The sequence below is a fragment of the Streptomyces sp. NPDC002520 genome (genome assembly GCF_053595235.1).
On sequence record NZ_JBSFXG010000048.1, the window covers coordinates 50,279 to 64,903 of the forward strand.

A 14,625-nucleotide genomic window follows, 5' to 3' on the forward strand; every position below is an offset into this window, starting at 1 on the left:
CGCTACGGGTAAATTAGTGAATGTATTCTAGTGACGAGGATTGGACCCCCTTATGACCATCAGCTATGAGCAGGCTCGCGAGCGGGTGCGCACGGCGCTTCAGCCCACTTGGACGAACGGCACGTTCTGCATCGACGACCGGAAGATCGTCGAGAACAAGGACATGTACGTCTTCGAGGTCGGTGCGCGCGAGTTCCTGAAGGACCAGGACCCGCAGTTCGCGGAGCTGGGCGGCGTCACCGTCGTCTACAAGGCGGACGGCCGCGTCGGCACCCTGCCCTCCGTGCAGGTCGCAACCGACACGACCATCCAGCAGCGCGAGAACCCGAGCCCCACCTTCGCCTGACAGTCCGGCGTCACGCCCGCCCCGGGCGGGGCGCCCCCACTGAGAGGCCACCGCCCCCCTGCCCACACGGAGCACCCACCTATGAAGACCCACGAGGAAGTCATCGCGGCGTTCGCGAAGCTGCCGCCGAAGGTCACCGCCAGCCAGATCGCCGAGGCCACCGGCCGCGCCCACATCCACAACTGGACCGATCCCACCAAGGGATTCGTCGGCTTCCCCGAGGCCGAGCGCGTGGGGCGCACCGACTACCGCGACCGGGGCGAGGTACTGGAGTGGTACCTGAACCAGGACTTCTCCCAGGAGCCCCGCCGGGGTCCGCGCGATCTGAACGACATCGCGCGGACCGCCCGTCCACCGCGCACGCATCTGACTGCCAGCGAGGTCGCCGACCTGCTCACCATCACGCGACGCGGGGTGAACAAGTACGGCGAGATCTACGCGCCCGGCACCACGGACGACCCCTTCCCGCGCAAGGACAGCGACGGCAGGCTCTCCTGGAGCGAGGTGCGGGCCTGGCTGCTGCGGCACGCCGACCCGCTCCCCAAGCCGGGCCCCGAGGGGACACGCGAGTGGAGCAGGGTGCAGATCTGGCTGATGCGCAACCACCTCCACACGGTCAACTACCCGAGCGGCCGCGTCTTCCACGACGAGCTGGGTCTGACCGTGGGGCACCGGGACGTGATCGAGCGGGTGCGCGTCGCCCGGGCCGCCGGGGAGGCCGTTCCGGCGCAGTGGGTCGCGGAAGCCCTCGGCCTGGAGGACGCCGAGCAGGCGGACCAGCTGCTCCGGGGAGTCCCGGCCGCCTCGGCGCCGGCACCGACGCGCATGCTGGGCCCGAGCGCTCTCGCCCGGGAGCTCGGCGTCACGCTGGAGCAGGTGCGGTACTACGCCAAGACGCGAACACCGGAGACCAGCACCGATCCCTTCCCCGCGAAGGACGGCCGGAGCGCCCGTGATCTGGAAGAGGTCCGCGCATGGTTCGTCCGCAACGGCGTGCCGGTCGCCTCGGCGTGATCTCATCCGGTCGCAGCGGTAAGCCTCGCTGGGCAAGCAGGTCGGGGGCCTGAGCCCAGCTCGGGCAGCCGCCAGGGAGGCGGGCTGGCGGCAATGGTGTCGCGAGATCCCTGCGGCGGGTGACTTTTTGACCGCCGACCGGCGCGATTGCACGCCATCGGGTGAACACCGCGCACCGCCGCGGGATAGCGCCCTAGGATCGGATCCACCGCTATCGACCAGGGAGTTGACCCCTCGTGCTGACCATCTCGCCGACGGTGGAGCAACGGATCGGCACTCCGAACAGTGCCGCACTTCGCGCAGGCCAAGGGGTCCCGGACGCGTACGAGTGCTACACGTGCGGAGGAGTCGGGCGCCCAGCCACCGACGACACCGTGGTCTCCGTCCTGACGGGCACGCCAGTGGCGACCGTCATCCTGGGACACGGCCGGTGCGCCAGTTCACAGCTGCTCACCAAAGCCGAATTCGACGCCATCACCGCCGGGCGGACCCTCACCGACGGGGCCGACCTGCCCTCGCAGGGCGGAGTGCTGACCGACGGGCACCTTCATGAGCGCCCTCAGGCCCAGCCGATGCCCGACGCCGAAGTCCAGGAATGCCCGTCCGGCGGGCTCCACCCTGTTCCCGACGGGTGCGGCACGGGCCAGGCGGCCGCCGACCGGCTCATCGCAGCCCACTATGCCCGCTGCCGGCCCTGCGAGAAGGCGACGATGGAGGCGATCGACTCCGTCCGGCAGATCCCGGCCCTCGTCGCCCTGGTGGTGAACTGGGTGGCCAACTGTTCCCAGTTCACAGGGAAGCGAAAGGGCCTGACCGGGCAGGAGGCGGTTGAAGCGTGGCGCGCCGCCCTCGCGCTTGAGGCACCGCGCCCGGCCAAGGATGCAGCGGCCCGCGTGTTCTATCTGACAGGCGGGCCGGGCCAGGCCCACTTCGAAGCAGGACGCCTGGACACCTACCTGCACTCTCTTACCCGCCGCCAGCGAAACTCCGTCGCCGAGTACGCCCTCGATGGGCTCTTGGGACTTCTTGCCCTCATGGGACGCTGACCGCGCACGTGGCGTGTCCCCGGGGCCGCCCCGATCGCGCGATGCCCAAGAGGACTGCGCTGCCGTTGAGCCGTCCCAGTCGCCTCACCTCTCGGGTTCGCCGACGGGATGAGAGGCGCTGCCGGCGCCGGATACACTGCCCGCACGGGACTGGCTCCGGTCGGTTCGCAGTGGTTGGGGTCAGACGGTCTTGCAAACCCTCGCTGAGGGGGACTTCGGTCCGCCGTCTGGCCCCGCTTCTCATTGGGCGGCCCCGACGATAGCGGCCACGGCAGTCTTCGTGCCGGCGTCCCCGGCCCCCCTTTTAAGGAACACTCAGGCCTCTGAGCCCCATCGTGCGAGGCCCCTAACTGGCTTTGCGGGCGTCAGCCTGTCACTGCTGCTGAGCGCGCTCGCGTCGCCAGCGCGTCCATCCGTCCCAGGCGAGCCATCCGATGCAGCCGGACGTGATCGCGATGGCCACGGCGAAGCCGGCCATCGCCCCCGTGCCGCCGGCCACGGCCGCGCCGATGAAGGCGACGACCCCGACCAGGATCACCAGGTTTGCCGGAAGGCCTGCCAGTCGCTCCTTGATCCCCACCACGTCCTCCTCCGTGTTCATACGCCAGGGGTGAGTGTGCCGCACCGCCTTCGCCGGCGTCCGCCGGTCGACGGCACTGCGCCCGCCGACGACCGCGGCTCTGGGCATCACCCCGAAAAAGTTCGACGCGTATAACTTGCCACATCGTCGCGCATCGCGTAAAGTTATACACGTCAGGGGGTCGGACGGGATCCCCGGTGTTCTGAGGAGCTATTGCCTGTGACTGTGCTGGACATCGCCACCGCCGGTACCGCCCTTCGCGCCCCCGGCCGCTTCGACGCCTGGACCATCCTCGGGATGGACGTGCAGCGCGCCACCAGCGCGCAGGAGGCCCTCGACATGGCCTATCTCAGCAACTGGAAGGTCCGCATCTGGGACGACGTCGTGGTCCGCTCCGACGAGTCGGGCACCATGACCGAGCTGAAGATGCACGGCACTCGCTCCACCATCCGCACCAACCCGATCACCAGCCAGGCCGAGCAGATCGCCGCCGTCGGCAACCAGTACACCCCGGTCCAGATCGACGACCACAAGGACGTCCTGGACATGTTCGCCCGCGAGAGCGGCGCGAAGTTCCACAAGGCCGGTGCCCACGGGCACAACGGCAGCAAGTTCTTCGTCTCGATGGTCCTGCCGGACGTCATCCGCATCGGCGGCTTCGACGAGCACCGGATGCACCTGACCCTGTTCGGCTCGCACGACGGCTCGTCGGCCAACAGCTTCCACATCGGCCCGACCCGTCTGGACTGCGGGAACATGCAGCGCTTCATCATCAAGGGCGCCCAGCACAAGTACACGATCCCGCACACCGTCTCCGCGCCCGTGAAGCTGGCCGAGGTCCACAAGGCCCTGGAGACGCTCTTCGGCTGGCAGGAGACCTTCGAGCGCATGGCCAACCGGCTGCTCAACACCCCGGTGACGCTGGGCCAGTTCGAGAAGATCGCCGACATCATCTGGGACGTCCCGGCCAACCCCAGCAAGCGGCAGATGGCGAACATCCAGGCCCGCCGGGCCCTCCTGCGCCACCTGTTCCTGGAGGCCGACACGCAGGAGAGCATCCGGGGCACCGCCTGGGCCGCGCTCAACGCCCTCGGCGAGTTCGACGACCACTTCGGCAACGCCAAGTCCCCGACCCTGCGCGCCGCGCGGTCGCTCTCGGACACCGGGGCCGTGACCAAGCGGAAGACCGCCGCCTTCAACGAGCTGTACGCGCTCGCGGCGTGATCCGCCCCTGAACCGCCGCCGGGAGCCCACTCCCCCACCGGCTCCCGGCGGCCTCCCCCAGCGACCGAAGCGGCCGGAATACCCACCACGCCCGCGCTGCGCACTGCCAGCCGGCACCGCCCAGTCCCAGACCGCAAGGCCCCCTGCGGCCCGCCCCGGAGGAACGGCTCCTGTGAGCGCCACCACGCTGATCCGCTCCAGCCTCCCCCCTCTGGTGCAGTCCGCGCCCGCATGAGCCGCGCGGCGCCGGTCCCGTCCCCGGCGCCGCGCCCCCTCTCGCTGCTCGTCGAGCAGCCCCTGTCCCAACCGGCCCGCCCGGTTTCCGTCCCGCACGTGTGAAGGAACCCCTTTGGACGCCACCAGCGACCGCATCAACGGCCTCAAGGTCATCGAATGGGAGCGCGCCGAGACGCCGCGCAGCACCCCTGAGAATCCGCGCTACTACGAGGAGGTCCTCAAGGTCCTCCTGGAGGACGGCAGCATCACCTACGTGTGCGGCTGGCAGGGCTGCACCTTCACCCGTGCCTCCGCCAGCGGCGTCTGGCCCCACCTGAAGGCGCACAAGAAGAAGGAGCCGACGGCCGCCGCAGTGACCGCGGCCCCGGTGAACGTCGCCGACCTGCCCGTCAGCGTGGTCCTCGAACGCGCCCAGATGGCCGAGCAGTACCGCACCGAGCGGGACGCCGCCCTGCGCAAGCTCGACAAGGCGACCAAGGATCTCAACGAGTGGAAGCCCCGTGCCAAGAAGGCCGAGCGGCAGCTCAAGACCATCGAGAACGCCTTCGCGGCCGTGTCGTGAGCCCGGCGCGGCAGTCGTCGCGCTCATGCCCTGTCCACCCGTAGACGAAAGGACCGCCCGCCGTGCCGGCTTCCGCGTCCCCCGACCTGGCCGTCCGCCTCCTCTCCCCCGAGAGCTCGGGCCACGGCCCCTACGTGGGACTGACCACCGCCGGAGCACTGGACCCGTTCGGCTCCCCGCTGTTCACCCGTGCCACCGCCGCGCAGATCACCCGCGACCTCGAGCACGACGGGTGCGCGCTGACCGCGTCCTGGCACGGCGACGTCCTGCGCTTCATCTGGAGCGCTGAGCACGACGGCACGGGCGGAGACGCCGTAGTCCGTCCCGACGAGCACGGCCGCTACGCCATCGGCGGTCTGTGGCCGTGGCAGGAGTGGAGCGACGGCATCCCCCAGACCGCGGGACAGGCCGCGTACGCGCTCGGCGCGACGCACGCCCCGACGGGCGAGTACATGGGGATGCCGGACGGCCTGGTCCAGCTCTACAACGACGGCCGCGCCGAGGCGCTGCGCCTGATGGGCGTGGAGGTGCCCCGTGACTGACCGGCCCTCCTGGCGTGACGACCCGGCGCTGGCCGAGGCGCGCGAGGCGCACCAGCTGCTGAGCGAGCCGTTCGACGACGACAAGCGCCAGCAGTACCTCGGTTCGTGTTCCGCGGGCGACTGGGAAGCCGGCCGTCCGCTGGACGCCGAGGCCCTTCAGGAGGAATTCGACCTGCACATGGGTGCCGTGCAGGACGACCTCCGCTCCCGCTGACCGCCCGTACACCGACGGCTCCGTCCGCCGTCATCACCGACCTGATCCGCTCAACCAAGGAGGAAGCCCCCTTCGTGTCCCCCGTCACCGACCTTGTCGCCCAGCCCGCCACGGATGCGGCCCCGGCCAAGCCGACCGCGCGCATGGCCCTCGACCACGGCCAGCTCACCCGCGCCCTGAAGATCGCCGAGTTCGGTGTCTGCGCCAAGTCCCCCGTGGAGGCGCAGCGCGGGGTGCTCGTCGAGACCGGCCGCAGCCGGGCAACGCTCACCACGTTCGACTACGAGACGGCCGTGTCGGTCTCCGTGCCGGGCAGTGCCGGGACGGGCAGCAGCCTGCTGCATTTCACGCAGTTGAAGAAGGCGCTGGCCGCGATGGTGGCGGGTGAGACGAAGGCGCAGGCCGAGCGCACCTCGGTGTCCCTGGCCGGCGACCTGCTGTCCACCGAGCACCTGACCGTGCCCGTCGCCGCGCTCGAGCTGGAGGAGTTCACCCGGCCGCCGGAGCCGGTGCCCGCGATGGCGACGGTGGACGCCGGGGAGTTTTTCGCCGAGCTCAAGCGCGTCCTGCCGGCCGCCGGACGTGACGACACGCTGCCGGTCCTCACCGCTGTCCACCTGGTCCTTGCCGGCCAGGAGCTCACCATGGCCGCGACCGACCGCTACCGCCTGGCCGAGGGCCGGGTCCGCGCGGAGGCGACCGTACGCCCGCCGGACAAGCCGCTGAGCGTCCTGTTCCCCGCGGACGTTCTGACCGCGCTGCTGAAGCAGTTCAAGTCCTACGACGGGCCGGTCGGCGTCGGCCTGCTCAGCGAGGACAGCAGCGACATCCCCCGCGCCACCCTGTCGCTGGGGGACACCACGGTCACCGTGCGGGCACGGGAGGGGAAGTTCCCGGTCTCCTCCGCGTTCTTCCCGACCGAGTTCGCCGCGAGCGTGCGCATGGACCGGGCCACGCTGGTGCGGGCCGCCAAGAAGGGGCTGGCCATGGTGCAGGCCGTCGGCGGCACGCACAGTCCCGTCGCCCTGCGCTGGAATGCCGAGGCGGCGCTCTCCCTCGCTCCGGTCATCGGCACTCCCGCGGAGCAGGCCCGGGTCAAGGGCATGTCCGTGCCGTTCACCCTCACCCACGGCGCGGCCGAGGACGTCGCGGGGATGAGCGTCCACTTCAACCCCGCCTTCCTGCTCGCCGCGCTGGACGCGTTCACCGGCCAGGAGTCGGTCACCCTGCACATCCGCGAGTTCGAAGAGGGACAGTCCCGCAAGCCGGTGCTGCTGACCGCGGACAGGGACGACGACGGCTACCGGCACCTGCTGATGCCGGTCCGGGTCGACCCGCCCAAGTAGCCGGCCCCTGCCGGACCCCGCCCGTCCCTTCCCGTGGGCGCCGCCCCCTTGCCGCGGCGGCGCCCCGCCCGCCCCCCGCTCTTGAGAAGGAGTTCACCGTGCCCAGCCACCGGCCCACGGATGCCGCCCTGGCCCACATCGCTCTCGACGCGCACGCCCGGCACGTCCCGGCGTGGATGTACGTCCAGAACCAGGGCGACGGGCTCGTGTCGTTCGTAGGGGCCAGCCGTGTTCCCGCCGGCTCGGAGCCGCACCCGCTGCGCTACGACAGCTCCCGCACCCACCAGCTCGTCGTCGGCGAGCTGATCGTGCGCCCCCACTACGCCATCGGCACCGATGTCCTGCGCGGGCAGGGCCTTGGCGGCCTGGCCACCCAGTCTCCCGACCTGGCACGGCTCGTGGGCCGTGGCGAGGTGCTGCTGGACCCCTACGGCCTTTGTCCTGTCGGCCGCTGACGCGACCGAGCCCAGCCCATTGTCAGACCCCTACGTGAGGATCACTGCATGACGACGACTGCTGCACCTGCTGTTTCCCTGGCCGACCGGGCCGCGTACGAGAGGGCCGTGGACACGGCGCTCGCGGCGGCCACGGCGTACTACGGGGACGGGGAGACCACCCTCGACGACGTCTCCTACGACGAGCTGACCCGGCAGATCGCCGCGTACGAGCGGCAGCACCCCGAGCACGTGCGGGCCGACTCGCCCACCGGCAAGGTCGGCGGCGGCGCGGCTCCCGTCGGCGACGTCGCCCACACGGTGCCGATGCTGTCGCTGGACAACGTCTTCAACGCCGAGGAACTGGCGAAGTGGGCGGCGTCCCTGACTCGTCGGATCGGCGGTCCGGTCACGGGCGGATACGTGCGCGAGCCGAAGTTCGACGGCATGGCAGTCGCCGCGCGCTACCGCACCGGCCGCCTGGTCCAGCTCGTCGGCCGCGGTGACGGGCTTCACGGCGAGGACCTCTCGCACGCCATCGGCACCATCGTCGGGCTGCCGGAGCGCCTCGCGGTCGACGCGACGGTGGAGATCAGGGGCGAAGTGCTCCTGACGAGGGCGCAGTTCCAGAAGGCCAACGAGATCCGCCTGGCCCACAAGGCCAAGCCGTTCTCCAACGCGCGCAACGGGACGGCGGGCACCCTGCGCGCCAAGGACCGCCCCTACGTGATCGAGACGACCTTCTTCGCCTACGGGGCGGTCGGCCTGGACGGCGTCGACTTCCTGCGCGGTGACACGCACGAGGCCGTGATGGCGCAGGTTCATGCGCTGGGGGTGCAGACCTCGGCCATCAGCGATGCGGGCCTGCGGGTGTACGCGACGGTGGAGGAGGTCCAGGCCGGGATCGAGGAGATCCAGCGTCTGCGGGCGGACCTGCCGTTCGGCATCGACGGGGTCGTCGTCAAGGCCAACGACTTCGGCGTGCAGAACGCGGCTGGGTTCGGCACCCGGCACCCGCACTGGGCCACCGCCTACAAGCTCCCGCCCATGCAGCGGCAGACCCGCCTGATCGGTGTGGAGTGGAACGTCGGCAAGACCGCCATCATCGCCCCGCGGGCCGTCCTGGAGCCGGTCGAGCTGGATGGCAGCAGGGTGCGGTACGCGACGTTGAACAACCCGCGGTTCATCCGGGACCTGGACGTCAAGATCGGGGACACCGTGGTCGTCTCCAAGGCGGGTGACGTCATCCCCCGGATCGAGAGCGTCGTGGTGGACAAGCGGACGGGCGAGGAGACCCCGGTCGTCTTCCCCGAGGCGTGCCCGCAGTGCGGCGGCGAGGTCAACACCTCCGGCGAACGGTGGGAGTGCGCCGAGGGCGTGAACGGCAGCTGCGGCCTGCTGCCCGCGCTGAAGTACGCCGTCGGCCGCGACCAGCTCGACATCGAGGGCCTGGGAGGCACCTACCTGGAGGCCCTCGTCGCCAGCGGCGCGGTCGGGGACGTCGCGGACCTGTTCACCCTCACCCACCAGCAGCTGGCCGAGGCCACGAAGTCGACGCGGCGGGCGGACGCCCTCATGCAGCAGATCGAGGCGGCGAAGCAGAAGCCGCTGAACCGTGTCTTCTGCGCGCTGGGCATCAAGTGCACCGGCCGGACCCTGTCGAAGGAGATCGCGGCGCACTTCAAGACCATGGACGCGATCCGGGCCGCGGACGTCGAGGCGCTGGCGGCGGTGAACAAGCTGGCCCCGGCCAACGCCCCGAAGGTGGCCGCGCACCTGGCCGCGCTGGGGCCGGTCATCGACAAGCTCGCCGAGGCCGGTGTGAACATGACCGAGCCCGAGGAACCGGCCAAGGCCACCGGCCCCGGGCCGCTCACGGGGGCGTTCGTGGTCGTGACCGGCGGCATGACCGGCGCGCTGGCCGGGCGCAACCGCAACGAGATGAACGACCTGATCAAGGCGGCGGGTGGTGAGCCCTCGGGCAGCGTCTCGAAGAAGACCACGTACCTCGTCGCGGGCGAGAACGCCGGTTCCAAGCTGGCCAAGGCGCAGCAGCTCGGCACGAAGGTCCTCACCGAGGAGGAGTTCGCGGCCATGGTCGCCGACTACCTGTCCTGACCCGCGACACCCGCCGGAGGCGGGGCGGCCCTCACCGGCCGCCCCGCCTCTCGTGTGTTCAGGCCTTCCCCGACCGCCGCGAAGTCCGCGGCCTCTGTCCACAGGCCTTCCCTTCCAAGATCACCGCATTGGCGGTGCCCGCTGGGGCGGGCCGGGGAGAAGGGAGCGCGCGGCGTGTGCAGATCTGTGGCGAAGGGCGGGCGGCGGTGCGCGGCCTCTCACCCGGCAGTGAGGGCCGCCAAGCGCGCAACGGCCCGGCTCGCCCAGAGCATGGCGGCGGTGGACGCCGGCCATCCCGCCCAAGGCCCGTACAGCAGCGCCCAGGTGTGGGCTGCCAGGGCGAAGGTTGCGGCCGAGGCCGGGGACGACGACACGGCGGCGCTGTATGCCGGCAACGCCAAGACGTGCGCAGCCGCCGCGCGGGACATGCTGGCGGACCGGGGCAGCACGCCCCGGTATCCGCCGACTGTCGACCCGCGCGCCGCCTACGCGATGGGCCCGCGCCCCGATGAGAACCAACCCTCCGACACCTGGAGCGCGCCTGAGCCGCCGGAGTACCCCGAGCACGTGCGGGCTGCCTCGGCGTTCGCTCAGGCCAGCGGTGCCGGCGGCCGCGCGACGTTCCTGCCGCGCGGGGACGGCGGTCAGACGGTCGCCTGGAGCGGCGAGGACTTCTCCGGTGCCGCGACCGTCTACCCCGGCGAGGGCGACGAACCGCCGTACGCCCGCGTCGTGTTCACCCGGCTCGACCGGGACCGCTATCAGGCGCTCGCCGACTCGCCCTGGCCGTACCGGGTCGAGCACGGGGAGGTCATCTACGACCGCGTCCCGGCCGACCACGCCGAGCAGATCATCACCGCCGCCCGTACCCGGCAGGCGGCCAAGCCGTGGGAGCGCCACGGGCTCGGCGGGCGGGAGGAGCGCGTCAGGCTCGACGAGCAACGGGCGGCTGCGCTGGAGCCGGAGTCGCAGCGGTGGGCCGACAACCTCACCGACGACCAGCGTCACTGGGTGTCGACGTACACCGGGATCGGACACAAGGCGATCAACGCCCACCTCTACAACGGTGAGGATTTGAGCCGTCCGGCCGGGCGGATGAGCGTGCCCATGCATGAGGTCACCCGCCACCTTGACGCGGCGATTGACGCGGCCGGGGTGGCCGACACCCCGCACCACGGCTTCCGCGGCTACACGCCTCCGCTCGAGGTTCGCCAGCAGAACAGGGTGGCTGCGTGGGTGAAGGAGAACTTCGTCGTGGGCGGGCGTTACCGGTCCGAGGGCTACATGTCGGTGTCCCACTGCCCCAGGGTCGCGGCGAGTTTCGCCGATCGCACCTGGCTGGACGACGGTGGGAGGAGCGGAATGGCCGACCACGGTGTCGTCTTCGAGACCAGTTCGCGTCGGGGCGCGGCTGTCGCGAGTGCCTCGGCCCAGGGGAACGCGGAGCGAGAGCGGGTGCATAAGCGGCAGTCCGACTGGGTCGTCGTCGGCGTCCAGGAGGACGTCGAAGTGGAAGGGAAGCGCTGCGTCGTCGTGCAGTTGGTCGACGCTCGTGACGTGCCGCGCTACTGACCCCACCCAACACAATCGTAAAACTTTACATCCTTTAGATTTAAGGGATATCGTGTTGTGGAGTGGAGACGTGCCTCTCACCTGGGGCGTCGGCCACGTTCTTCCCGCCACGTCAACTCTTGAGGAGCCCGATGAGCGAGAACCCCGACAGCACACCGTCCTCACGCCTGGCGGACCAGCCCGCGCCGCGGCCGGTCGGCACTCCCCCTGCGGCCGGGCCCCGCCTCACCTTCGAGGAGTTGATGGCGCAGGCGGACGGACGGAACTACGAGCCGCTCGCCGGCTACCTGGACGAGGCCGCGCGCGCCGAGCTTGGCCTGCCGGCCCCTTCCGAGCCGCTCGTCCTCGGTAAGGAGGACGTGGAGCGGGTCCGCGCCTACTTCATCGCCCGCCCCGAACTCACCGGCGCGCTGCCGGACAGCGTCCGCGACCTGATCAACCTGTGAGCCGGTTACCCGCACACCCGGTCCGCGCACAGACGAAGGAGCCGCCGCCTCACCCGCTCTCCGCCGGAAGGGTGGCCGCGGCCGGCTGACCAGCTTCCCGGTCGCCGACACGGCATCTCGGCTCGCATTCGTGGTGTCCCCCGGCGCAGGCCCGCTACCATCCCGGGAGGCAGACCTGATGCCTCCCGCCTGCACTGCGGCCCGGACCCGCGTGCGTCGATGGCGCCAAGGGGGAGACCTCACAGTGAGCTGATGCTTCGCGCCCACACGCGGCGTGCCGGTCCGGGCGCCACGCCGGGAATCGGGACATTCTAATGGCCAAGGCCGATCGCAACGCTTCCGCACGCGCCGCCGTCACCGGCGAGAACTACGCCCAGGCCCTCCGCTGGATCCGCGAGCACGGGCTGACCGACGGGCTCGTACCGGACGCCGCCACCCCGGAGCAGGAAGCTCTCGAGGCCGCGCTGCTCTACGTTCTCGCCCGCCCCCGCGGTCCCCTCGCTCCCCTCGCCAACGCCGGGAGCCTGTTCGGGATCGCCAAGTCGAGTCCTTCGACCGATGGTCTGACGCTGTGGGCTTCTGACGGTGCTCAGGGGGAACTGCTGGCGCGGCTTCTGCCGGCCCGCTCACAGGCCACCGTGTCCGGAGCTCCCGGCGTGCGCTGGAACGTCGACTCCGCCAAGTATCTGGCGCTCACCGCGCCCGGGACTGCGCGCGTGCGGATCGCGGCCGCCAGGAACGACATCCGACACGCGGCCGAGATCGTAGCCGGTGCGGGGCTGGTGCCGCTGTGGAGCAGCCCGGTGAGCCCGGACGAAGAGGCTGCCTGGGCTCGGCTTCAGGCGAGTGTCGGCAACGACGCGCCGGGGTGGAGCCGGGCGCTGCGTCGGCCGGCACTTGCGCGCGAGGTGATGGCCGGCGGCTGGGACAGCGCGCCGCGAGCGGAGGATCTCGCCGGCGCCGCCCAGGCACTGGCTCCGCGACCGCACGGTCCGGTCACTGCCCCGCCCCCGGTGCCTCGCGTGATCCTCGTCAGCGCCGAGCGCGGCGGACTGGGCTGCACCACGATGAGCGTGTCCCTGGCCTTCGGCCTGGTCCGCGCGGGCCTGCGGGTGGCACTGCTGACCGACGCGGTCGGCACCACTTTGGTGCCGCTGGGCGCCGAGTCTGCGAACACCACCTGGTTCGAGTCGCTGTCGCCGGCCGACGCGCCCCCGCTTCTGATCGCCGACATCGGGAGGTTCGGCGAGAACACCGGGCAGGTGTTGTCCGAGGCGCGCGAGCGCGCTGAGGTCGTGATCGTCGACTCCGCTCCGCCTCACCGGCTCGACGAGGTGGACGCCGATCTCACCGTCGTGGTCGACCGCCACCGGCCCGCCGACTGGAGCCGGGTCGATGTCACCGACCGGCGGCCCAGCCACATCCGCACCTTCGAGTGGCTCGACACTCTGCTGCGCTCTCATCGGGGCGCGGCCGAGGTGACGGAGGTGAACAAGGTGATGGCCGGCCTGGACAGCGCCTTCCTCGCCTACGTTCTCGAGCGCATCGACGAGCCTGACGACCTGGACGTGTACGACGCTGAAGACGCGGAGGACATCGGGTTCTTCTGGGACTTGGACGCCTGGGGAACCGGCCGCACCGAGGACCTCCTGCCGGCCGAGGAGACGCTCCCGCTCCCCCAGTGGCGGGCCGATTTCATCGGCTTCCTCGACGCCGAGGGCCAGCGCCGCTTCCCGAACACGTGGCCTGTCGTGCGGGACGGGTGGGCCGAGCGCAACCGCCGCCGCAACCAGCAGCGGCTGGGCACCGCCGGCGACGACCTCGCGGACCTGCTTGCCGGCCTGGACGCGTTCGCTGCTGCCCGGGACGCGGAAGCCGATCCACGCTGGGTGGCACTCGGCGCCGATCAGCAGCAGGCCTGGCGTGCTGCCCAGCTGACCCGGTGGCTGGATGAGAGGTTCGACGCGTACGTCCACGCGGATGCCGCCCACCACAAGCGGACCGAGCTCGACACCGTTCTCGCCGTCCTCGACGCCCGGTTCCTGTCCTACGTCACCGACCGCGCAGGCGGCAAAGACCCCGCGCAGAGCCTGCCGCCGGCATCGGATCGGAGGGAGGCCGACCAGTGGTGGGAGCCGGCCGCCGCAGCCCGGCACGCCGACGCCATGGGTCTGCCTTGGACCCGCGAGGACAGCCCGCCGCAGCTGTGGCGCGCGGAGTTCCTGAACGCGGTCCAGGCCGAGGGACAGCGCCGCTTCCCCGCCCTGTGGCCGCAGGTACGCACCAGGTGGGCGGAACACAACGGGACACGAACCGCCGCCGGACTGGCCCCGTTCCAGGCCACGGCCGTCGAACGGGAGCAACTGCGGCCGCTGTTCGTGCACAAGGTCGGCGCGATCGGCGCGGACACGTGGGGCCCGTCGTTTGCTGAGCACGCGGCGCGGTGGGTGTCCGGGCGCCGTTCGGACGCGGAGCGGGTGGAGGAGTTCGCCGAGCTGATCGAGCGCCGACAGCGCCCCGCCGCGGCAGCAGAGATCGCGGACTCGCTGCTTGGGACGCTGCGCCGGGCACCGAGCACACCGTGGGTGCTGCTCACCAACTACTACCGGCCGACGGGGACCAGCCCGGACCCCGGCGCGGTCGGGGACGAGCTGGCACGCCGCGGTGTGGACGGGTTCTGCGCGGTGCGCCAGCTGAGGCCGCTGGAGGAGGAGTTGTTCGAGCCGATCAGCTGGAACGACTCCCGGTCGCGTCAGGTACAGGCAGATCTCACCGCGGCCGTGCGGGATGCGCTCGCCCTCGCAGTGCTCCTTGGCCGCTCGTCACATCGTCAGTAGAGCGACCGCTTCCTGAGTGGGTGTGGGGTGCCGGGGGCGCGGTGCGTGCGGACGGCTTTCATGATCTCGTCGACCGTGCAGGAGAAGGAGGCTCCGCCGCCGCCGTG

14 protein-coding genes are annotated in these 14,625 nt (G+C 71.2%); 13 read left to right on the forward strand and 1 reads right to left on the reverse strand.

Annotated features, from left to right (window positions below; genetic code table 11):
* Positions 1-52: 52 nt before the first annotated feature.
* The 3 genes from ACWD5D_RS39835 to ACWD5D_RS39845 all read left to right on the forward strand — a co-directional run bounded on the left by ACWD5D_RS39835 (position 53) and on the right by ACWD5D_RS39845 (position 2,406).
* Entirely contained in the window at positions 53-346 is a 294-nt protein-coding gene (locus tag ACWD5D_RS39835) for a hypothetical protein (RefSeq protein WP_450707277.1), read from the forward strand.
* A gap of 81 nt (positions 347-427) precedes the next feature.
* A complete protein-coding gene (locus tag ACWD5D_RS39840) occupies positions 428-1,360 on the forward strand; it encodes a hypothetical protein (protein ID WP_450707278.1) in 933 nt (310 codons plus the stop codon).
* 236 nt (positions 1,361-1,596) lie between these two features.
* Positions 1,597-2,406 (forward strand): hypothetical protein, encoded by an 810-nt coding sequence (locus ACWD5D_RS39845; protein WP_450707279.1) that lies wholly within the window; start codon positions 1,597-1,599, stop codon positions 2,404-2,406.
* Positions 2,407-2,779: 373 nt separating this feature from the next.
* On the opposite strand, the gene ACWD5D_RS39850 is transcribed toward ACWD5D_RS39845, so the two are convergent.
* Complete coding sequence (locus ACWD5D_RS39850) at positions 2,780-3,007, reverse strand: hypothetical protein (protein ID WP_450707280.1); 228 nt, start codon at positions 3,005-3,007, stop codon at positions 2,780-2,782.
* A gap of 198 nt (positions 3,008-3,205) precedes the next feature.
* Between ACWD5D_RS39850 and ACWD5D_RS39855 the strand changes: the two genes are divergently transcribed.
* From ACWD5D_RS39855 to ACWD5D_RS39900, 10 genes are all read left to right on the forward strand, one after another.
* On the forward strand, positions 3,206-4,210 hold the full coding sequence (locus ACWD5D_RS39855; RefSeq protein ID WP_450707281.1) for a DUF932 domain-containing protein: 1,005 nt from the start codon (positions 3,206-3,208) through the stop codon (positions 4,208-4,210).
* 349 nt (positions 4,211-4,559) lie between these two features.
* Positions 4,560-5,009, forward strand: coding sequence for a hypothetical protein (locus tag ACWD5D_RS39860; RefSeq protein WP_351224571.1), 450 nt, complete (start codon positions 4,560-4,562; stop codon positions 5,007-5,009).
* Between the two features lie 62 nt (positions 5,010-5,071).
* Positions 5,072-5,551 (forward strand): hypothetical protein, encoded by a 480-nt coding sequence (locus ACWD5D_RS39865; RefSeq protein WP_451377648.1) that lies wholly within the window; start codon positions 5,072-5,074, stop codon positions 5,549-5,551.
* Entirely contained in the window at positions 5,544-5,765 is a 222-nt protein-coding gene (locus tag ACWD5D_RS39870; protein WP_432139763.1) for a hypothetical protein, read from the forward strand. Before ACWD5D_RS39865 ends, ACWD5D_RS39870 begins: the two co-directional genes overlap by 8 nt.
* A 74-nt stretch (positions 5,766-5,839) precedes the next feature.
* Positions 5,840-7,111, forward strand: a complete 1,272-nt coding sequence (locus ACWD5D_RS39875; protein WP_450707283.1) for a DNA polymerase III subunit beta family protein — start codon at positions 5,840-5,842, stop codon at positions 7,109-7,111.
* A gap of 98 nt (positions 7,112-7,209) precedes the next feature.
* Positions 7,210-7,566, forward strand: a complete 357-nt coding sequence (locus tag ACWD5D_RS39880) for a hypothetical protein (protein ID WP_451377649.1) — start codon at positions 7,210-7,212, stop codon at positions 7,564-7,566.
* 48 nt (positions 7,567-7,614) lie between these two features.
* Complete coding sequence (ligA, locus tag ACWD5D_RS39885) at positions 7,615-9,663, forward strand: NAD-dependent DNA ligase LigA (protein WP_450707285.1); 2,049 nt, start codon at positions 7,615-7,617, stop codon at positions 9,661-9,663.
* Positions 9,664-9,837: 174 nt separating this feature from the next.
* On the forward strand, positions 9,838-11,235 hold the full coding sequence (locus ACWD5D_RS39890; RefSeq protein ID WP_451377650.1) for a hypothetical protein: 1,398 nt from the start codon (positions 9,838-9,840) through the stop codon (positions 11,233-11,235).
* Positions 11,236-11,366: 131 nt separating this feature from the next.
* Positions 11,367-11,681 carry a hypothetical protein gene (locus tag ACWD5D_RS39895; RefSeq protein WP_450707287.1) on the forward strand — a complete coding sequence of 105 codons (315 nt, stop codon included), beginning with the start codon at positions 11,367-11,369 and terminating at the stop codon, positions 11,679-11,681.
* Between the two features lie 314 nt (positions 11,682-11,995).
* Positions 11,996-14,518, forward strand: coding sequence for a hypothetical protein (locus ACWD5D_RS39900; RefSeq protein ID WP_450707288.1), 2,523 nt, complete (start codon positions 11,996-11,998; stop codon positions 14,516-14,518).
* The last annotated feature ends 107 nt before the right edge of the window (positions 14,519-14,625 follow it).